Origin of the sequence: Clavibacter capsici, from assembly GCF_001280205.1 — a bacterium.
Classification (GTDB): Bacteria; Actinomycetota; Actinomycetes; order Actinomycetales; family Microbacteriaceae; genus Clavibacter; species Clavibacter capsici.
In genome coordinates this window covers 127521-145549 of the sequence record NZ_CP012575.1, presented here as the reverse complement: position 1 = coordinate 145549, position 18029 = coordinate 127521, and the positions used below count along the sequence as shown (strand labels likewise).

The 18029-nt window shown below is 66.8% G+C and carries 23 protein-coding genes; 7 read left to right on the top strand and 16 right to left on the bottom strand.

Annotated features, from left to right (window positions below; genetic code table 11):
• Nucleotides 1–587: 587 nt before the first annotated feature.
• Together AES38_RS15380 and AES38_RS15375 are read left to right on the top strand one after the other, a co-directional pair.
• On the top strand, nucleotides 588–1007 hold the full coding sequence (locus AES38_RS15380; protein WP_157883576.1) for a hypothetical protein: 420 nt from the start codon (nucleotides 588–590) through the stop codon (nucleotides 1005–1007).
• A 163-nt stretch (nucleotides 1008–1170) separates the two neighbouring features.
• A complete protein-coding gene (locus AES38_RS15375; protein WP_053775876.1) occupies nucleotides 1171–1449 on the top strand; it encodes a hypothetical protein in 279 nt (92 codons plus the stop codon).
• Nucleotides 1450–1477: 28 nt separating this feature from the next.
• Here AES38_RS15375 and AES38_RS15370 read toward each other — a convergent pair whose 3' ends face one another.
• The 9 genes from AES38_RS15370 to AES38_RS15330 form a co-directional block, all read right to left on the bottom strand.
• On the bottom strand, nucleotides 1478–2188 hold the full coding sequence (locus AES38_RS15370; protein ID WP_157883575.1) for a hypothetical protein: 711 nt from the start codon (nucleotides 2186–2188) through the stop codon (nucleotides 1478–1480).
• Nucleotides 2189–2387: 199 nt separating this feature from the next.
• Nucleotides 2388–2762, bottom strand: a complete 375-nt coding sequence (locus AES38_RS15365) for a ribbon-helix-helix domain-containing protein (RefSeq protein WP_053775874.1) — start codon at nucleotides 2760–2762, stop codon at nucleotides 2388–2390.
• Nucleotides 2759–3031 (bottom strand): hypothetical protein, encoded by a 273-nt coding sequence (locus tag AES38_RS15360; RefSeq protein WP_053775873.1) that lies wholly within the window; start codon nucleotides 3029–3031, stop codon nucleotides 2759–2761. The genes AES38_RS15365 and AES38_RS15360 overlap by 4 nt, the downstream gene beginning before the upstream one ends.
• 207 nt (nucleotides 3032–3238) lie before the next feature.
• Nucleotides 3239–4042, bottom strand: coding sequence for an AAA family ATPase (locus tag AES38_RS15355; protein WP_053775868.1), 804 nt, complete (start codon nucleotides 4040–4042; stop codon nucleotides 3239–3241).
• Nucleotides 4042–5430, bottom strand: a complete 1389-nt coding sequence (locus tag AES38_RS15350) for a TnsB C-terminal domain-containing protein (protein WP_053775869.1) — start codon at nucleotides 5428–5430, stop codon at nucleotides 4042–4044. The genes AES38_RS15355 and AES38_RS15350 overlap by 1 nt, the downstream gene beginning before the upstream one ends.
• Before the next feature lie 8 nt (nucleotides 5431–5438).
• Nucleotides 5439–6032 (bottom strand): recombinase family protein, encoded by a 594-nt coding sequence (locus tag AES38_RS15345; protein ID WP_053775870.1) that lies wholly within the window; start codon nucleotides 6030–6032, stop codon nucleotides 5439–5441.
• 170 nt (nucleotides 6033–6202) lie between these two features.
• Nucleotides 6203–6520, bottom strand: coding sequence for a metal-sensitive transcriptional regulator (locus tag AES38_RS15340; protein ID WP_053775983.1), 318 nt, complete (start codon nucleotides 6518–6520; stop codon nucleotides 6203–6205).
• On the bottom strand, nucleotides 6517–6816 hold the full coding sequence (locus AES38_RS15335) for a rhodanese-like domain-containing protein (RefSeq protein WP_053775982.1): 300 nt from the start codon (nucleotides 6814–6816) through the stop codon (nucleotides 6517–6519). The genes AES38_RS15340 and AES38_RS15335 overlap by 4 nt, the downstream gene beginning before the upstream one ends.
• Nucleotides 6817–6832: 16 nt before the next feature.
• A complete protein-coding gene (locus AES38_RS15330; RefSeq protein WP_053775981.1) occupies nucleotides 6833–8491 on the bottom strand; it encodes an FAD-dependent oxidoreductase in 1659 nt (552 codons plus the stop codon).
• 75 nt (nucleotides 8492–8566) lie between these two features.
• Here AES38_RS15330 and AES38_RS16600 point away from each other — a divergent pair, with 75 nt between their 5' ends.
• The 3 genes from AES38_RS16600 to AES38_RS16090 all read left to right on the top strand — a co-directional run bounded on the left by AES38_RS16600 (nucleotide 8567) and on the right by AES38_RS16090 (nucleotide 10115).
• A complete protein-coding gene (locus AES38_RS16600) occupies nucleotides 8567–8734 on the top strand; it encodes a DUF8730 family Cys-rich protein (protein WP_503328055.1) in 168 nt (55 codons plus the stop codon).
• Nucleotides 8735–9052: 318 nt separating this feature from the next.
• On the top strand, nucleotides 9053–9877 hold the full coding sequence (locus AES38_RS16095; RefSeq protein WP_053775980.1) for a DUF4258 domain-containing protein: 825 nt from the start codon (nucleotides 9053–9055) through the stop codon (nucleotides 9875–9877).
• Nucleotides 9878–9881: 4 nt separating this feature from the next.
• Nucleotides 9882–10115 carry a DUF2283 domain-containing protein gene (locus AES38_RS16090; protein ID WP_053775979.1) on the top strand — a complete coding sequence of 78 codons (234 nt, stop codon included), beginning with the start codon at nucleotides 9882–9884 and terminating at the stop codon, nucleotides 10113–10115.
• Nucleotides 10116–10374: 259 nt separating this feature from the next.
• Here the strand turns inward: AES38_RS16090 and AES38_RS15315 are convergent, their stop codons facing one another.
• Complete coding sequence (locus tag AES38_RS15315) at nucleotides 10375–11193, bottom strand: trypsin-like serine peptidase (protein WP_157883598.1); 819 nt, start codon at nucleotides 11191–11193, stop codon at nucleotides 10375–10377.
• A 547-nt stretch (nucleotides 11194–11740) separates the two neighbouring features.
• Nucleotides 11741–12415: a pectate lyase gene (locus AES38_RS15310; RefSeq protein WP_244629283.1), complete on the bottom strand. Its 675-nt coding sequence runs from the start codon at nucleotides 12413–12415 to the stop codon at nucleotides 11741–11743.
• 377 nt (nucleotides 12416–12792) lie between these two features.
• Here AES38_RS15310 and AES38_RS15305 point away from each other — a divergent pair, with 377 nt between their 5' ends.
• Complete coding sequence (locus tag AES38_RS15305; RefSeq protein ID WP_179945033.1) at nucleotides 12793–13803, top strand: trypsin-like peptidase domain-containing protein; 1011 nt, start codon at nucleotides 12793–12795, stop codon at nucleotides 13801–13803.
• Between the two features lie 147 nt (nucleotides 13804–13950).
• Here AES38_RS15305 and AES38_RS16585 read toward each other — a convergent pair whose 3' ends face one another.
• A complete protein-coding gene (locus AES38_RS16585) occupies nucleotides 13951–14712 on the bottom strand; it encodes a trypsin-like serine peptidase (RefSeq protein ID WP_342343913.1) in 762 nt (253 codons plus the stop codon).
• 443 nt (nucleotides 14713–15155) lie between these two features.
• On the opposite strand from AES38_RS16585, the gene AES38_RS15300 reads away from it, so the two are divergent.
• Nucleotides 15156–15371: a hypothetical protein gene (locus AES38_RS15300; protein ID WP_244629282.1), complete on the top strand. Its 216-nt coding sequence runs from the start codon at nucleotides 15156–15158 to the stop codon at nucleotides 15369–15371.
• Between the two features lie 148 nt (nucleotides 15372–15519).
• On the opposite strand, the gene AES38_RS15295 is transcribed toward AES38_RS15300, so the two are convergent.
• From AES38_RS15295 to AES38_RS15985, 4 genes are read right to left on the bottom strand one after another with little or no spacing between them, the layout of a single operon-like run.
• Nucleotides 15520–16293 (bottom strand): HNH endonuclease family protein, encoded by a 774-nt coding sequence (locus AES38_RS15295; RefSeq protein WP_053775975.1) that lies wholly within the window; start codon nucleotides 16291–16293, stop codon nucleotides 15520–15522.
• Entirely contained in the window at nucleotides 16290–16811 is a 522-nt protein-coding gene (locus AES38_RS15290; RefSeq protein ID WP_053775974.1) for a hypothetical protein, read from the bottom strand. Before AES38_RS15290 ends, AES38_RS15295 begins: the two co-directional genes overlap by 4 nt.
• Before the next feature lie 2 nt (nucleotides 16812–16813).
• Complete coding sequence (locus AES38_RS16450; protein ID WP_244629281.1) at nucleotides 16814–17560, bottom strand: single stranded DNA-binding domain-containing protein; 747 nt, start codon at nucleotides 17558–17560, stop codon at nucleotides 16814–16816.
• A 26-nt stretch (nucleotides 17561–17586) separates the two neighbouring features.
• A complete protein-coding gene (locus AES38_RS15985) occupies nucleotides 17587–17748 on the bottom strand; it encodes a hypothetical protein (protein ID WP_157883597.1) in 162 nt (53 codons plus the stop codon).
• Nucleotides 17749–18029 lie beyond the last annotated feature (281 nt).

Genomic DNA, 18029 nt, shown 5'->3' with positions numbered 1-18029 from the left:
CTCCTCCGACTCCGTGGCCCAGACGACGGACACCGATCGAGGGACGTCGAACGTAAGCTCCAGGAGCGCCGGCGACGCGGTGACGGGATCAGTCGCGCGAGCCGCGATGTCGCGAAACTGCGACGGGGAAACCGGCCTGGACGGGTCAACGCCGGTCGGGGATCCACCGATCCAAGTGCCCTCACTTTCATCTGCGAGCGGCGTAGGACACCCCTGGGCGAACCCGGAGAGAGTCAGCGCTCGCATCTGAAACATGGGTCGAGCTTACCTCATTCATTCGTAATGCCTGAGGTGTGACGAACTAATGACCGGAGGACTGCGGTGAGCAGGCGAGGAACGAGCGTGCTCACCGTTGGACGAAGGGAGAGAAGATCGGCCATGAGCAACGCTCATGCGGCTGTGCTTTGAGACCGCACGGGTGGGCGACGAGGAACGAGGAGCGCGCCCGTCAGCGTGTCGAGAAGCAACAGCCGAGCCGGCCTCGCTCACTCCCCCGGAGTCGAGGCCCCGCCGCCTTGTGGTGCCCCGTGGGACGCGCGGGGGCGGGCCGTGCATACTGGTCCGGTCATCGAGCAAGGGGGACCCACATGGCCGAACTCCGCAAGTCCGCGAAGCAGACCGACGCACGGCGTCGAGCACGAGAGATGGCGGCACAGTTCCGTGAGCTGCAAGACAAGCTCGAACAGCTCGCGGCCGACTACTTCGTGGCCATCGACTCCGTGGAGGCAACGAACGAAGAGACCGAGCGCGAGATCGCGAAGCTCCGGGAGCGGGCGGAGCAGCAGACACGGAAGGCACGCGACGACGCCGAGCAGGTCATCGCACGCATGATCGATGCTGGTGCCAGCCCGGCCGAAGTCGCGGCGCGCCTCGGCATCACCACGCGGGAGGTCAAGAAGGCCACCCGAGCCACTCCCTCGTCCGCCCCGAGCGCCATCGGCAGCTCAGCAGCCGCCGTCCAGGACGAGGACGAGCGGCGCGAGGATTACGCCCCCTCCGAGGCCTAAGGTGGCGCGTTCGCACCGTGACGTGACGGTCGATGGACGTCGGTTCCGATTCACAGAACAGGCCCAGTACGGTCCCACGCTCGTTGCCTTCCTGCATCCGGTGCCCCGCCACCGGTCACGTCCGAACGGCTGGTTTCGGCGCGCGGAGACGAGGGACACCGAGATGCGCTTCAAGGTCTTCCTCGACACCGATCAGGGGCTCGTGACGAACATCGTCGTCCAGGCCGCGCGGCGCCGCGATGGCTGGGCCGACGCGATGGTGCGCGCGCTCATCGAGCTCTACCCCGGCCGGACGTGGACGGTGGAGGCACCCAACGAGCAGTCCGGGCAGCTGTTCGTGAAGCTCGCCTGCCGACTCCCCGGCGAGGTCGTTGCTCCCGTGGAGGACACGACTCGGCCGATCGACGACCCGCGGAGGTACCGCACTCCGCCGACGTGGTGAGGACCAGCCTCACCACGCGGCCTGCTGGTTAGAGCGTCGGTACGTCGGTCGCGGTGAGGGTTCGGCGTGCCGAGACGGTGGCGTGGAGATCGCCCGCGATAGCGACCGCGATGCCGCGCTGAAAGACCTGCCCGTGCGCCTCGCTGATGTCCAGTCGGTAGAGGTAGCGGGCCCGGCTCCGGGTCACGTTCCCGCGCACATGCGCATCCGCCGGATCTGCCGTGAAGACGAACACCGCGCGACGCGGAAGGGCGACCGGCCGATCCGAGCGCTGCATGCAGGACCGCAAACGACACCGGCGCCGCTCGAGGACAACCCCGTCCCCGACGCCCCAGAGCTGCGACGTGAGATGCCAGACCACCCCCGTGGTCGACGACAGCGCGCCTGGTGCGCGGCGATAGCCCTGCGCGACCGCGGCCACGGGGACAGTGAAGAGACCTAGCCCGAAGGTGATGACAGCGCTGACACCCGCGAGCGTTGTCGCACCGATGAGCAGCGCGACCTCTGCCACAAGAAGCGTCACAGGCAGCACGATCAGGTAGCTCAGCAACACCACGAGCCCACGTCGTCCGTTGGTCGTCGCCTTCGCCTGCTCAAACCACGCTCGCATGCCTGCTGCCCTCACTCTCTTCGATGCCAGATCGCCCGCGGTGAAGTCGTCATGTCGGACCCGAACAAGAACCACAGGCCGCACCCCGTCACATCCTTCGCGGCTCGCCAGGGTCAGCACGGTAGCCATGACCAGGCGAGGGCTCGCGGTCACGATGCCACAGCACCCGCCGCCTCATGAGCGCGCCCCGCACAGTTCATGGGCGCGGGTTCGTGGAGCGCAGCGGAACGAAGCCGCGGCGCCTCGATGCATGACTCGGCCCGCTCGATCACGACTCGACATCAGGCGTGGCCGGGGTTGTTCAGACGGCCGCCCGCGCGCGCGTTTCTCAGCCCGCGACGCGGTGCAGGTCGTCCTTGTGTCGATCGAGATACTCGTCGATCGCGTCCCGGACCAGATCTGCTGCGTACTTGCGGCGCTGCACGATTCGCAGACGCTCTAGACGGTCCTTGCGGTCCTGGGGGAGGCGGACGTGGATCGTTGGCGAGTGCTCGCCGTCCGGCACCGCGCCACCCAGCTTCGGCCGGCCAATTGCCTTGGAGACGGCCGCCTCGCTGCCGAGCGCGTCGAGGAGCAGCTGCGCCCCGATCTCGGCCGCGTCAGCGCCATGCGCGCTATCGCCGGGCAGCGGCGCACCCGTCGACGCCTCCTCGATTGCCGCCATGCGGTCGTAGCGGTCCTGGTCCTTCTTCGAGAGTGTCACTTCTCCTCCTCCATCAGCTTTCGGTAGTACGAGCCAAGCTCCATCACGTGGTAGACCACGAATCCGCCGGACTTGAGCTCCACGAGCACTTCAATGAGCCGATCCGTCTGCGCGTGCTGCGGGCCAACGAACACCCGCCGCTGGCTACGCGGGTCACCCTCGTTCACCTTCACCTTCGTGGAGCTCCACACTGCGTTCTTGATCGCATGCAGCGCGTCGGGCCCGGGGATGTGGTGCTTGCCTGCGCTGCGCGTGAAGTCGATGCCCATATGACTATTGTGCCACAAAACACCTCTCTGTGCCACTTCTGTGCTACACAACTATACGGCGATGACGCCGAGCGCGATACGCCCGAGCATGAGGATTGCGTCTCATCGAGGGATCGCTCACCGGACGTCGCGGGCAGGTGACACCCGACCGCGCCTCCATGTGGATCACGCCGCTCCAAGGCGGTGATCTGTTGCCGATGGGTGTCGTCATCCGGTGACGAGGATGCTGGCAGCTGCTTCGATGACGTCATCGGTGATGGTCTCCAACTGGTTGATCTTGAGCACACGTTGGATCTGCGGGAAGAGCCGCTCGAGGAGGCGGAAGTTGCCGCGGGTGATGCGTTCGATGGCGGCGATGGCCTGGACATCCGTGAAATCTTCGGTGTTGAGTGTGTGGCCGAGGCGCTTCCAGTGGCGGTCGAGGACGAAGAGGAGCTCTTCCTGGCCGAGGGCACGGTAGCGGTGGGCGAAGCCGAGGCGGCTGTAGAGCTGCGGGTAGTGGCGGAAGCGCTGGTCGATGCCGGGCATGCCGATGAGGATGATCGCGAGGTGCTCGCGGTCGTGCCAATCGCGTAGGAGCTCGAGCGCGGTGGGCGTGAGCCGTTCCGCTTCGTCGATGATCAGCAGCTCGACCCACCGGCGCGCGTCGCCGCCGGTACCGATGATCTTTCCGATCGTGCGCTGGTGATCCTCGATCCTGATGCCGAGGTCGACCGTCCAGCGGTCGAGCTCTCGCATGAGGTCCTTCGGCCGGGGTAGAACGTCGGGCGTGTAGAACACGGCGCGCGAGCGGTTGGCGGCGGCGTCGAGCTTGGGGTCATCCGCGCCGCGCCGACCCCACTCGTGGACGTAGGGCTCAAGAGTGTCCCAGTGCGCGTATCGGCGGGCGGAGTTGGTCTTTCCGACGCCGGCGTCGCCGTGGCAGATCCCGATGGTCTGCTCCTTCCGGACGGCGTTCGCGAACTCGACGAACCGCCGGTGCTCTTTCGTGGTGATGAACGTGTCGGGCATCATCCGTCCTCTTCATAGGTGCGCAGCCGCGGCCGCCGCGGCGGCGGTGCTGTCGCGGGCAGCTCGGCGCGTGCGGCGGCGGTGGTGGGGATGCGGTCGTTGAGGTCCCGGCGCAGCTGCCGGCGTCGGGCACGGCGTGCGGTCTCGACCTCGCGCAGGCTCATCCGCAGATTCGGGTGCGCCTCGTCGACGGCGACGCAGATGAAGGTGTTGTGGTCGTAGACGCGGATCTCGGAGATGTCACGCGGGTCGTACCGGATGGTCACGGTCCGGCCGACGAACGGCGCGAGAGTAGGGGCGAGGTACCGCTGGCCCTGGAAGTGGATCCCGTCGCGCTGCACGGTGCGGCTCTTCGGGACAGTGAGCAGGAGCCCGTCGAGCTCCACGAGACTCTCCGGCATCCGAGGCAGCCACCCGTCGCCGATCCACGCCGCGCGGGGCGTGACGCCGAGCTCCTTGTGTGGGCGGTCGTTGTAGGTGGAGATGAACGACCCGATGGCGGCGTCGAGGCCGGCGAGGTCGAGCGCCGGGGTCGGATGCCGGTTCCCGGCGCTGAGGCGGCCGGGGAGGAGCGGGAGCAGTTCCGTGGTGATGGTGCCGAAGAACCGCTCGATCTTCCCGCGGCCCTGGGGGCGGCCGACGGTGGAGTGGATGATCCGGATCCGCAGCTCCGCGGCCGTGTGCTCGAGGTGCCGGCTGGTGAAGTCGGTGCCGTGGTCGACATGGAGGATGTCAGGGATCCCGCACATCGCCCAGCCCGGATCGGGTTTTCGCCAGATCGCTTGCCGCAGCGCCAGGGCGGTGTTCATCGCCGAAGGGGCGCCGGTGAAGACGGTGTACCCGCAGATGGCACGGGAGTAATCGTCCATGATGACCGTCAGCCAAGGCCGGTCGGGCTTCCCGCTAGTGCCGACGATGAGGACGTCGAGCTCGGTGTGGTCGGCCTGCCACGTCTGGTTCGGGCGCTCCGCCCGGCGCCGGTACACGAGCTCGTGCCGATCCCGATACGACGCCGGCCCCTCCAGAGCCAGCGTCACCAACGCGGGCTCGAGGGCCTGAACGATCTCCCGCACCGTGGAGTAGCTCGGGATCGAGTCTCCGCGCTGCAACGCATCCGCGGCGGCAAGCCGGTGCAGGGTCGCGATGCTCGGTCGGGGCCTGGTCAGCGCGAGCCGCTCGACGAACGCGACCGTCGCTGCAGCTGTTCGCCGCCGCCCCGCGTCGCCCCGCGCGTGGGGGTCGAGGGCGGCGATGCCGCCGGCGCGGTAGAGGTGGTGCCAGCGTTGCAGGGTGCGTGCGCTGACGCCGGTGGTGCGGGCGAGAACCGCGAGCGGGATCTCGTCTTCGACATGCAGCCGAAGAATCCGCCACCGTCCGAGCCCGTCCACGCCTTGACCTACATCGCGGCGCTCTCGCGCGCAGCGTTCGACTGGTGCCGGTACAACGTCGCCCGGCTCCACCCGACAAGCCGTGCCGCGTCTTCCGCGGTCCGGCCGCGGGCGCGCGCGTCGGTCGCGATCTGGAGCTTGTCGGCGATCACGGCCGGATCGGACAGGGGGCGACCGAAGCGGGTCCCGTTGTCGCGTGCGACGGCGATGCCGGCGTTGACGCGCTCGACGATGAGCTCGCGCTCGTACTCGGCCAGGCTCGCGAGCATGCCCAGCATCAGCCGGCCCGAGGTGGTCGCCGGGTCGATGCCGTCGGAGATGGATCGGATCTGCACACCGCGTTCGCGTAGGAGCTTGACGGTGCTGAGGACGTCGAGCATGGAGCGGCCCAGGCGGTCAATCCGCCAGACGACGATGGTGTCGCCGTCCTCGGCGTACTCGAGCAGCTTCTTCATCCCCGGCCGCTCGATCGCGGCCCGGCTGCCGGAGGTGACGTCGGCGAACACGTCCCGCTTCTGCACACCGTCCTTCACCAGCGCGTCGAGCTGGAGCTGCGCATCCTGACTCGTCGTGCTCACTCGCGTGTATCCCAGAAGCCTCACCCGAGCAGTCTGCCTCAGAAACGCCCACGGCGGGCTTCCCCGAGACACTTTGCGGTGAGATGACTTGACGAGACGTCGAGGCCCCAGTAACCAGGCTCGCTTGACGCGGCTCGGACGGGCACTCGGCGATGTCTTGGAAAGCTATTGGTTTTCGGGACAGGGTGTGACCGCTATGCGAGCGTGAGGAAGAGCTTCTCGATCTCCTCGATGGTGAGCTTCCGTGGTGAGGGTGCACCGTCCTCGGCGCTGTCGAGGTCGGCGACGTCGTCGGCGACTAGGCACTGCTGCATCGCGGTGGAGACGATCGCGAAGCCGGCACGGTCCAGCGCACTGGATACGGCGGCGAGCTGGGTGACGACGTCGCGGCAGTCACCGCCGTTCTCGACAGCGGCGATGACGGCACTGAGCTGGCCCTGAGCGCGCTTGAGCCGGTTCGCGACCTTCCTCACCGCGACGGCGTCGTGGAGCTGCCCGCTGGCGTCGCTCATGCGCGGTCGGTCGGCAGGTCCGCGTCGACCCACGCGGAAGTGCCTCCGGTGACGTCGATGGCGTCGATACCGCGGGCGGTGAGCGCGTCGGTGGCTCGGGCGCTGCGGCCGCCGGACTGGCAGATGACATGCACGGGCTGGCCCGTCGGGATCTCGTCGATGCGTCCGCCGAGCTCGGACAGCGGGACGTTCACGGCCGAACGAGCGTGGCCGCCGGCGTACTCGTCGGGCTCGCGCACGTCGATGATGGTGGCTCCCGCGGATGCGGCGAGCTGCTGGACGGTGATGCTCTTCATGGGTTCTCGTCTTCCGTCAGGCCGCGGTCGCGGCGGTGGCGCGGGTTGTGGATGCGGTTCCGGCGTGCCAGGTGAGCCAGCCGCCGTCGAGGTTGCGGACGTCGTGCCCGAGCTGGGTGAGGAGGCGCGCGGCGGTGTGCCCGCGCTGTCCGACTTGGCAGTGCACGACCAGGGGGCCTGCGGGGAGCTCGTGGTGGCGTGCGCGGAGCTCGTCCAACGGCAGCGAGACGGCGCCGGGGATCGCGGCGGTCGCGTGCTCGCCGGTCGTGCGCACGTCCACCAGGGTCGCCCCGTCGGCGACGGCGTCCTCGAGCTCGTGCCACTGGATGGAGCGGGTGGTGCCGGTGGCGGCGTTCTCGGCGACGTAGCCGAGGAGGTTCACGGGGTCCTTCGCAGATCCGTACTGCGGCGCGTACGCCAGCTCGAGCCGTGACAGGGCGGATGCGGTAAACCCGGCGGTCATGGCGACTGCGATCACGTCCAGGCGCTTGTCGACGCCGTCGCGGCCGACGATCTGCGCACCGAGGATCCGGTCGTCGTCGGGGTTCACGAGGAGCTTGATCGCCATCTGCTGAGCGCCCGGGTAGTAGCCTGCGTGCGAGGCGGGGTGGGTGTGGATGATCCGGTGGGGCCGGCCCTCCGCGACGAGGCGCTTCTCGTTCCACCCGACGAGCCCGATGGTGAGGCCGAGGAGGCCGAGGATCGCGGTCCCGAGGGCGGGCGCGGCGTCGGCCTTCGCGGCGCCGGCGATGTCGTCGGCCGCGGCGCGTCCGTGGCGGTTGGCGAGTCCTGCCATCGTCACCAGCGTCGGGGCGGCGTCGAGGTGGTCGATCTTCTCCACGCCGTCGCCGACCGCCCAGATCGACGGGTCGCTCGTGCGCTGGCGACCGTCGACGGCGATCCCGCCGCTCGGGCCGATACGCAGACCGGCTGCCTCGGCCAGGCCCGTTTCGGGGTGCACGCCGGCGGCTTGGATCACGAGGTCGGCGCGGACGCGCGTGCTGTCGTCGAGGTGCACATGCCCGTCCGCGGCGCCGGTGACGGTCGTCCCGGTCCGGACGTCCACGCCGGCTGCTTCCAGGGCCTCGCGGACGGGAGTCGCCATCTCCGGATCCAGCGGGGAAAGCACCTGGTGTCCGCGCTGAACGAGCGTCACGTGGACGCCGCGGGCGAGGAGGTTCTCGACGGCCTCGAGGCCGATGAAGCCCGCACCGACCACGACGGCGTGCGGGTCGGTGGTGCCGTCGAGGAGGGCCATGATGCGGTCCACGTCCTCGACGCTGCGCAGCGTGGATGACGGCACGCCGTCGTCGGTCTCGCTCGGAGCGGCGCCGGCGCCCGCCGCGATGACGAGGTCGTCGTACGCGACCACCTCGTCGGTCCCCGCGTCGAGGTCGCGCACTGTGACGGTCTTTGCGCCCGCGTCGATGGCGACGACCTCGTGCCGCACACGCACGTCGAGACGGAAGCGTGCCGCGAGCGACTCCGGGGTCTGAAGGAGCAATGAGGCCCTCTCAGGGATCACGCCGCCGACGTAGTAGGGGAGCCCGCAGTTCGCGAACGATACGTATGCCCCGCGTTCGAATACGAGGATCTCGCGCTCCTCGTCCAGTCGGCGCAGCCGCGTCGCGGCCGACATGCCGCCGGCCACTCCTCCAACAATCACTGTTCTCATGCAGCTAACTATACCCCCGGGGGTATAGTTCGTCGAGTGCCGTGTCCGCGGCCGACGACGAGAAGGAGCAAGACGATGTGTCGACAGGTGACGTGCCGAGTGTGCGGGAAGAAGGACTGGGCGGGCTGCGGCCAGCACGTCGACCAGGTGATGCGCGGTGTTCCGCGGGTCGATCGGTGCCTGGGCCACCCAAAGGACGAGTCGGGTGGCGGACTGCTCGCCAGGCTCTTCGGCCGGGGCTAGACAAGCACTGATGGCACCCGCTCAGAACGCCATCGGCTGCGAGGTCGCGTACCTCTAGCTGTCATGTACCGACACCAGAACACCGCCACCCAGCGGCACTGGTCACAAGTACATGGTTGCGCGACACTCCCTGACCAGGAAGCATCAGCGCTCCGAGCTCGGCTCGTGAGACGTCTCGCAACCCAAGGGTTTCAGGACGGACCTATGCGTGCCCACATGCCAGAACTAGTTGCGATTGTCAATCAGTCGTCTGGCGGAAGCCGAAACCAGCGCCGTGCTGCCACGGTGGGATGACTCGATTTCACCAAGGGGGGAACCATGAAGATCGGATACTCAGCACTCGGCATCGTCGCCACAAGCGCTCTCGTGCTGGCCGGGGTCGGACCGGCGAACGCAGCGGAGGACGCCACGCTCGGCGACATCAGGAGCGCAATGGAGACGCGGGCAGTGCTGCCGGCGACCGCGACGACCGCCGAGTCCATCGACCTCTCGGACGGGCTCATCTCAGCCCCGGGATCCGACGGGGTCGACGTGCAGCTCCGCCTTCCCGGCACCCCGCGCACCGCCGCGGAAAGCGACGAGCTCGCGCTGAACGTCACCGGTGGCGCTGGCTACACGACGGCCATCCAGGACACCGGCGATGGCACCTTCCGCGCGCTCATGCACATCGAATCGGCGGCGGCGCCCCGCGAGTACAGGTTCGAGCTCGGCGAGGGCGTCGAGCTCATTCCCCTCGAGGATGGCGGCGTCACGGTTCGCAATGCCACGGGCGACATCCTCGGCACCTTCGAGCCCGCCTGGGCTCTGGACGCAAACGGCGCGGCCGTCCCCACGTCCTACAAGATCGACGGCTCCACCCTCGTGCAGTCCGTCACGCTCACCTCAGCAACCGCGTTCCCCGTGGTGGCCGATCCCTTCTGGATCCCTGCGCTGTTGGTCATGGCGAGGTTCACCGCGCATGCCGCATCCCAGGCAGCCACGAAGGGGGTCAGCCAGGCCCTGGTCAAGCAGGTGGTACAGAACGGCGTCAAGTCGGCCGGCAACAAGGGCACGTCCGTCTTCACCCAGGGTTCCGGCAAGAACAGGATCCGTGTCATCGTGGACAACAAGTCGGGCAACATCGTCACCGTCACGAAGGGCTAGCGGAGTGAAGATCACCTACGACGCAGAGGCCGACGCGGCGTACATCCAAGTCGTCGCCGCCATCGGAGCTGGCCAGGTTGCCGAGCAGATTCACTCGATAGCGACTCCCGGCCACAAGGGCGAGATCAGCTTGGACTTCGACTCGAACGGTCAGCTACTCGGTGTTGAAGTGCTCCAAGCGGGAGACGTTCTTGCCGCAGAGGTACTAGCCGCAGCAGAGCGACCGACCGGCCCCTAGACACGCCTCACCCAACGAGTGCGCCCCCATCGCTACCAATGGGGCGCACTCGTCTTAGTACCCGATACCAAGGCATGCGGTACAGCACAGGCCGAACGATGGCACGGGACAGACGACGGGTTGGTGCGCCCTTAACGCGGAACGGGGTGGCACGTATACGCGAGCCACCCCTCCCATTACGACGCTGACGCACGAAGGTCAAGATGCGTTGACGGAGACCCCCTCGAGCATCCGGAAGACCGCGCGTCCATCGCACGCATCAGCCGACGAAGGTATCAACGTTCTTATAGACGGCATGTTCCTCGCTTCCCCAGGGTACGAACCACGAGATGACGGTGTTCCCCAGGGTCTGGACAGAGCTCGTGTTGCCGACCTGTGTTCCGTTCGGACCCCGCGTGGAGGCGTGATACACGGGCCCGCCCGAAGATCCAGGCGGGAATTGGCACGGCATGAGGCCGATCCGCCGGGGAGATCCGATGAAGCGGTCACCCTCCCCGGAGCAGGTCACGAGTGGGGCCGGCGTGTAGCCGGAGACCTGGGAGTAGCCGAACATCTCGTAGTGCAGGCGCGGAGCCGCGAGGGCAAAGTCCACCCGAGGGGCACCGGCGACATCGGCCAAGTACGTCTTCTTCCCGTCCCAGTCTTCTCGGGGCTTCATCTTGATGAAGGCGGTGTCGTGCTGAGCGTCCATCGACGAATGCCAGGAGGTCGTGACCTGGTAAAAGTCCGCACCCCACGTGAGAAGCGGCTTGTTGGCCCCATCCCAAGCGGGTATGAAACGCACATTAGTCGCGAACTCGCGGTCGAAGTACAGGCAGTGAGCCGCAGTGGCAACGACGAGGCGAGAGTCGGACTTGACGACGGATCCGGTGCAGGACCCTTCCTGCCCTCCGCGGGTGAAGTACAGCCGCCCAATCCAGTAGACGGGCTCGTAGTGCGTCAATCCGCTGGACTGGACCAGGCTCGCGTCGTCTTCGGGGCTGTCAGCCGAAGCCGCGTCTGCCTTATGGATGCGTTCGGGCGTCCAGTACGCGGCCGACGCAGCATCATCCTCGTCCGAGAAGCTCTTGCCCGTCACATCATCTGTGTCCGTCGAGGTTTCCGCGAGGCGCTGGGACGATCGGGGGGACGCGTGCGCGGCCGGAGTTCCGATGCCGCTGAAGCTGACACCTCCCACCGCGGCCGCCCCGAGGCAAGCCAGCAGTAGTAGGCGAGCGGTGGAACGTTCGAGTTGGCGGCGGGAGGGAAGAGGCAAGTGCATGTGAATCCTTCATGTCGGGCATTTCAGCTCAGCCGCCGTGAGCAAGCGCGTCCATCTAGCCCGGCCGGGGGAGTGAGCGATGCGTGGAGCTGGGTGATAGCAACTCACCGAGGCAGGGCACCCGTGCGGAACACTTCCGAGGGCCAGCACATCCTAGGAACAGCGCCGGAGTAGCCGCGCATGGACTACACAAACGGCAGGTGACACAGCACACGCGACCTTGTTCGGGCGGCGCGCACTACCGAACGTCCGCACGCATACCCGCTCGGTCCCTAGATCCGTTCGGAGCAACGAAGGCCACGCCGCACCGCCTCGGCACCACCGTCTCGCATGCCAAAGGTTGCGAGACCCGACGCCCATTGCCTCATCCGTGTTCGAACAGAATGGTGGCGTAGCTGAAGTCGCACACACCCGGGTAGGGGTCTCCGCTGCCGCCAGGGACCTCCTTAGCGGGTACGCCGCGGCCCCCAACGGTCCTGTCGCAGACCTGCATGCGTGTTCCGCGGATGGTGACGTGGTCGAGCTTGGCTGTGTCGCTGAAGTTCTGATTGACTCCGGCGACCTTATAGCGGCCACCGTCGATGAAGACGTCACTGACCACGATGTGCCGCGGGTATTGGTGCGGGCAGTCACCGCAGGAACGCGCGAGCGAGCCGATGTCGGACGCGGCAAAGTGGGAGATCCGGACCGTGCCCGCACCATCAATCTGAACGACCTTGTCGTACGCGTGCTGAACGCCTCCGCCCTGGATAGTGACGACGGAGGACGCTGGGGATCCGTCGAGCAGCGTCACAGCGTCCTCCCCGACGTGGCTTGACCACATGTTCACGATGGTGCAGGAGGCTTCGCAGTGGATGCCGTCGGCAGCGAGCGGGCCGATGATCACGTTCTTCACCGTCCCTCCCGGGTGAACGAGGATGACCGGTTGCTGGAACTCGCCACGCCCTGAGGTCGACCCATTGAGCTCCGCGTCGCCGTAGTCGACGGTTTGACCGGCGGGCACTTCGTACGGCGTCGCCCTCGGCGGCTTCACCGACATGGGCGTGGGGAACGCTGGAAGACTCGAGATGGACGACCCTTGGGTGGGTAGCCCTGCAGCGTAAGCCGAGGAAGCAGGCACGGAGGCGGTGCCTGCACCAGCGAGGAGGACGACGAGCACAGCAACCCAAGGTCTCATGAGGAGCTGATGACGTTGGGCAAAGAGGAGTGGGGGCATGGCAGAAAGTCCTTCAATGGAGCGCTCATGCCGCGATGGTCGCGGATGGCGAGACGTTAGTGCGCAATGCCTTCCCGGCGGGTGGACCATCCACCTCTACTGGTGACCTGTGCGATGCGCCCCCGTTGCGGGGGCGTTTAAGGCAATGGTGTGCTGTTCGCTGATCTGCGTTCACTTGCTCGCGAGAACAGGATGCTCATATGGCTACACGCACTCGCTCCACCCTCACAGGCGCGGCAACATGCGCCACGCTCGCCCTCACCCTCATGGGTGCGGGGGCTGCGACTGCAGCAACCCCAGCGGCACCCACCGGGACGCTCCGACACACCATCTCGAGCACCGAGACCGCTGCTGCCGGTTCTGCGTGGTCTCCCGCTCGAATGCACGCTGCCGTCACCAACTCCTTCGTCGATCCCGACCCCGCCGACGGGAACCCGCCCACCGTCGCCCCGGACAGCGCACTCGCCACCACGAGCACGATCGACGCGTCCGTCGTGAGCGGAACAGCGTCGCCGCACGTCTCGGAAACCACGCCCGTACCAGGGTTCGCCGCGAACGATCACCTCGGCGTCGTCTTCTTCCGCAGCGGTGGCATCGACCAGCGCTGCACAGGAAACGTGGTCGTCTCCGATTCTGGCGATCTCGTCGCCACGGCTGGCCGCTGCGTATCGGCCGCCAAGGGCGCATTCGTCACTGACCTGGTGTTCGTGCCACAGTACGACGGGACCGCCCCCAGGGGCATCTGGCCTGCGACTGCTGTCACGGTCCAGTCGCAGTGGGTCACGGGCAGACAGGTCGACTTCGACACGGCCTTCTTTCAGGTCAAGGCACCCGTCAGTGCAGCTGCGGGTACGACCTTGTCCTCCACTGTCGGCGCCTCTGGCGTCCGCTTTGCCGGCCAGGAGGACGACGACGACTACCGCTCGACCGGATACGCGCTCGACGGCGGGCACGACGGAACGAAGCCCGTCAGCGTCGAGAGCACGGTCGAGCCGAACCCCTGGATGAATAAGGACTACGCCATCGAAGGGATCGAGACCGACCTCCGAGCCGGCATCAGCGGATCCCCATGGGTCAACACGGACGACGACTCCGGCGACGTCCAGCGCAGCATGACCACCTTCGCGTACCACCAGTTCACGCACGCCGCATTCGGCCCCCAGTGGACCGCCACCCTTCACGCCACCTACCGAGCCGCAGCAGCAGCCTAGCGACACACCAGCGGGGCTCAGGCACAGTCGGAGCCTGAGCCCCGTTCCGTTGCTCCTAAAGGCAGATGCCGAGCGTGGCAGTGCTCAAGCCCCATACCAAAGCACTGCCACGCTCCGCATGCATGAATGGCCTATATGAGCAAGACTCTAGCGCCCCCAGGTGTCCACTGTTCGAAATACCTGGTACTCGGCGTCGCCCCAGGGCGCAAACGTCATGACGCTATGTTCCCCTCGGGGCATAACGGAGCTCACAACCCCTACCTGCGTACCATTAACCCCCTTTCCTGATTCATGATAGACAGGCCCACCGGAGCCCCCGCCCACCATGGCGCAGTCATTTATGCTAAGAAGTGAAAATTGGGAAAAACGACGGTACCCATTTCCCGAGCAAGTCAGAAGAGGATGCGACGTGAATCCTGATACCTGTTCGTAACCAAATGCTTCGTAATGCAACCCCGTATTTGCAAGACCAAAATTGGTAGCGGTCGCGCCAGCCTGATCGGCCAGGTATTGCTTGGCACCGAGCCAGGATCGCTGAGGCTTTAGCTGGACAAATCCTGCATCGTGCTGCTGGTCCTCCTGGTATCGCCAGGCTCGCGGGACCTGATATTCGTTGGCGCCCCACGTCAAAAGTGGTTTATTAGCCCCATCCCAGGCGGGAATAAAGCGAAGGTTGGTACTAAATTCACCATTGTGATAAAGGCAGTGTCCGGCGGTCGCTATGACCAGCTTCGAGTCTGATTTAATAGACGACGCCGTGCAAGCATAATCTTTGCCACCCGCGGTGTAATAAAGTCGCCCGATCCAATAGACGGGCTCGAAGACGCTCGTGGCCGCGCTAGCATCAATGGCCGAACTTTGCTTTTTGGGCGCGGCCGTCGCCCCATCAGTGGGCACTGCCGCCGCCATTCTGTCCGGAGTCCAGTAGTTTTCAGATTCTGCGGCATCTGCATCCGAAAAGCTTCTGCCCGTGTCAGACGCACCGCTTTCAGACCCTGAGGCCAAGCTTGCGGCTCGAGCGCTTTCACCACCAATATCATGGGGCCCGCAAACCAGAGCCAGCCCGATTCCGATGGACAACGCCGCCATAGACGCCGCATGCCTGCGCCTTGAATATATCTTTTTCATATGGTTCCCTAAATATCTAACGGACAGTATGTGGTTACTATGGGTATGCACGTGCATAGATCTGGATGCGCGGGTCACCGCCCGATGTTGATCTTTACGTGGCCGATTGGCGAACCATGCGACTTATCAACATCTCGAACGTTTGTAGTTCAGTGTGAGCAAGCGAGTGAAGCCCTAGACGCGATGCGCATGGTGAACCAGTTCGGAGCAGCGGCAACGGCCTGGTGCGCGACGTCGGCGCGCACCCGTGGGCGCACTTCGAGGCCGGCTACGGGCGGATCCAGGTCGAGGACCGGCCCGTGCTCGGGTACGTGATGCCGCACCGCGCAGAGCTCGGGGACCCGTTCACCTTCGAGGTCTACGCCGACGCCCGCAACGAGCTCGGCCAGCGAATCTGGCTCCGGCGTGAGGAGTCGCTGAACTCGGCGGCCGCGTGGTGATCCAGAACGGCGACCGGCTCATCGCGTTCGCGGCCCGGCCCGCGGCCGCGGGCGCGGGCGCGGGCGCGGGCGGCGACGTCGACGGACCGCGCGAGCCCGGCGACGTCGGCGCCGATCGCCTACCCGGCTGCGGGAGCTTCATCGCAAGTCAGGTACAGGATGCGAGGGTGCGGTCGATCTCGGTTCGGTCGGCGTCGTCGATCGTGAGCGCGTACGTGCTCAGCACGTACGCGAACCGGGTGACGTACAGGCAGTCATAGCCCGCGGCCGGCGGCAGCCACGTCGCCGGCCCCTGGTCGGACTTCGCCTCGTTCGTGGGGCCGTCGACGGCCTGGAGGTTGTTGAAGTCGGTCGCGAGCTGCTCGCGGCGCTCCCCGGTCCAGCCGGCGGCGCCGTGCTGCCACGCCCATCCGAGTGGCACGAGGTGGTCGATCTGGACGGCCGCGCTCGTGGCCTTCCCGCGGATGAAGTCGATGCTGCGGCCCGTGTAGACGTCGACCAAGTGGCCGGTGGCCACGGTGCAGCCGGGATCCGCTTTCGTGTATGTGACCGCCGTGAGGTCGCGGGCCAGGACGTCATTCCGCTGGTCGCACCCGTTGTGGTCGGTGTCGGCCCAGGACGGCCCATACGCGGCCCGGTCGTAGTTGGGCGTCCTCGCATGCGTGTCGGCGGGGAGCGCGTCGACGAGGGCCCGTACCGCGGCCGCGTCGACCGTCCCTCCGTGGACGAGGCCGGCGGAGGTGAGAGCGTCGACGACAGGGCCGCTCGAGGCGGCCGCGTGTGCCCCGCTCGCTGCTGGCGTCGTCTCGTCGGCCTTCACGTTGGGGGACACGAAGTCGACGGCGTAGTAGCCGGCCGCGAGAGTGCCGAGACCCACCACCAGAGCAGCGGGCAGGTACAGGCGGCGCGCGCGGACCCTCACAGGTCGTCCCGTCCCGAGTTCGCGGCGGAGCTGGCGACGTCGATGATCTCGACGACCAACTCGCGGATCCGCAGGTCGCCGCTCAGCCCCGGGCCCTCGAGGGTCTCGGCGACCATGAGGTCGATGTCGCGGGCGTCGCTGTTGCGCTCGAGCGCTTCGGTGACCCATCGGACCGCGGTGGCGTGGTCGTAGGCGGCATCGGCCCAGCCGTCGACCCCTGGGTCCGGCAGGGCGTCGACAGCATCCGCTGCGACGCCCTGGTCCAGGAGGGTCTCAACGGCCCCGCAGAGGGCGCCCTGTACAGGGAACAGGCCGATCCAGGAAGCGTTCATCACGGCCCACTCCTTCGCGGGTGCCATCTCGCTGGCGGCGGCGTCCGCGGGCTGCCCGCTCTCGATGGCGTGGCGGGCGGCGCTCCTGGCGGTCTCGTACGCGCCGTAGACGTCGATAACGAGCTGGGTGTCCTCGTCAGCCTCGAGCGTGCTGGCCTCTGAGGCGCTGATGGGTCGGAGGAACATGGCTACGCCTCGCCGGTGGTCGTGGACGCGGTGCGTCGGGCGACGGTGACGTCCTGGCCGAAGAAGCTGGCGCCGATCTCGTCGACGAACACCTTGTGCTGCAGGATCGTGCCCTTGTCGCCCTGGAACTCGCGCACCGTGTACGCGCCGCTGAACGTGACGCGGATGTTGCCGCAGGCCTTCGCGGTCGCAACGAGGGCGACAGCTTGGGTGCCGCTGACGGCGAGCTCGTACCGGATCGGGGGGCCCTTGACCCAGGTCCCGTTGTCGTCTTGGAACCGGTCGTTCACGATAACGGCGGCGTAGGTGTACGGGCCCTTGGGTCCCTGGCGGAGGTCGGGCGTGCCGGCGAGGTTGCCGGTTCGGCTGATGTGGCTCATGGTGCGGCTCCTGTTCGTGTGGGTGGTGCCGGACGGTGCGGTGGACGGTGCGGCCGACGGGGTCGAGGGCGCCGAGGTCGTGGCGGGCGTGCTGGGGGTCACGTGCCGCGATGCGGGGTCGATTCCCCAGGATCGGAGGGCGTCGTCGACGGTGATGGGCTGCGCGGCCTCCCACGCGGCTCGGCGTCGCTCCTCCAGCTCCTCGCGGGTGACGATGGCCCGGTTCTGCGGGCGACGCTCGTCGCCGTAGGCGGCGCGGTAGTACCGGTCGGCGAGATCCTCCATGGCGGCTCGGCCCTCGATGATTCCGATTTCGCGGCCGAGGTCGAATGCGAGCTCCTGCTCGGATGACAGCTTCTGCGTATCCATTACAACGTCCCCTTGAGAAGGGGTTTTTACTGGCAGCTGTCGCACTGGAGAAGATCCATCGGGTCGACCGGAACGACGTATTCGTCGACGGTGGAGGTACCGGCGGCCTGTGCGAGGTTCTGGTCGTTGGCACTGGTGGTGTTCATCGGAGCTCCGTTCTCGTCGTTGCCGCTGCGGTTGCTTTCCATATATAGAACAATACGGCATCGGGGGCGCTGAGGGCAATACTTTGGGGGCATTTTTTCCTTGGGAATCTGGTGTATTTCCCTCGTGCTTGAAATACATATCTAGCCCTACCGTGCGCGGGCCCCCCTGAAACCTTCCCGCGGCGTACTAATTAGTACCTTGCGTGGTACAGGGGACTGTTGTGCGCGCATCCCTCACATGAATCTGTGACCGACGTGGGGACTGTGATCGGTGACATTGGGGGGGTGAATGACTGCGGGAGGGCTGGATATCCATCAGCGCT

Coding starts and splice junctions, on each gene's coding strand:
- AES38_RS15380 (WP_157883576.1), top strand. CDS start 588: ATGGCCGAACTCCGCAAGTCCGCGAAGCAGACCGACGCACGGCGTCGA.
- AES38_RS15375 (WP_053775876.1), top strand. CDS start 1,171: ATGCGCTTCAAGGTCTTCCTCGACACCGATCAGGGGCTCGTGACGAAC.
- AES38_RS15370 (WP_157883575.1), bottom strand. CDS start 2,188: ATGGCTACCGTGCTGACCCTGGCGAGCCGCGAAGGATGTGACGGGGTG.
- AES38_RS15360 (WP_053775873.1), bottom strand. CDS start 3,031: ATGGGCATCGACTTCACGCGCAGCGCAGGCAAGCACCACATCCCCGGG.
- AES38_RS15355 (WP_053775868.1), bottom strand. CDS start 4,042: ATGCCCGACACGTTCATCACCACGAAAGAGCACCGGCGGTTCGTCGAG.
- AES38_RS15340 (WP_053775983.1), bottom strand. CDS start 6,520: ATGAGCGACGCCAGCGGGCAGCTCCACGACGCCGTCGCGGTGAGGAAG.
- AES38_RS15335 (WP_053775982.1), bottom strand. CDS start 6,816: ATGAAGAGCATCACCGTCCAGCAGCTCGCCGCATCCGCGGGAGCCACC.
- AES38_RS15330 (WP_053775981.1), bottom strand. CDS start 8,491: ATGAGAACAGTGATTGTTGGAGGAGTGGCCGGCGGCATGTCGGCCGCG.
- AES38_RS16600 (WP_503328055.1), top strand. CDS start 8,567: ATGTGTCGACAGGTGACGTGCCGAGTGTGCGGGAAGAAGGACTGGGCG.
- AES38_RS16095 (WP_053775980.1), top strand. CDS start 9,053: ATGAAGATCGGATACTCAGCACTCGGCATCGTCGCCACAAGCGCTCTC.
- AES38_RS15310 (WP_244629283.1), bottom strand. CDS start 12,415: ATGTCGGTGAAGCCGCCGAGGGCGACGCCGTACGAAGTGCCCGCCGGT.
- AES38_RS15305 (WP_179945033.1), top strand. CDS start 12,793: ATGGCTACACGCACTCGCTCCACCCTCACAGGCGCGGCAACATGCGCC.
- AES38_RS16585 (WP_342343913.1), bottom strand. CDS start 14,712: ATGGCGGCGGCAGTGCCCACTGATGGGGCGACGGCCGCGCCCAAAAAG.
- AES38_RS15290 (WP_053775974.1), bottom strand. CDS start 16,811: ATGTTCCTCCGACCCATCAGCGCCTCAGAGGCCAGCACGCTCGAGGCT.
- AES38_RS16450 (WP_244629281.1), bottom strand. CDS start 17,560: ATGGATACGCAGAAGCTGTCATCCGAGCAGGAGCTCGCATTCGACCTC.
- AES38_RS15985 (WP_157883597.1), bottom strand. CDS start 17,748: ATGGAAAGCAACCGCAGCGGCAACGACGAGAACGGAGCTCCGATGAAC.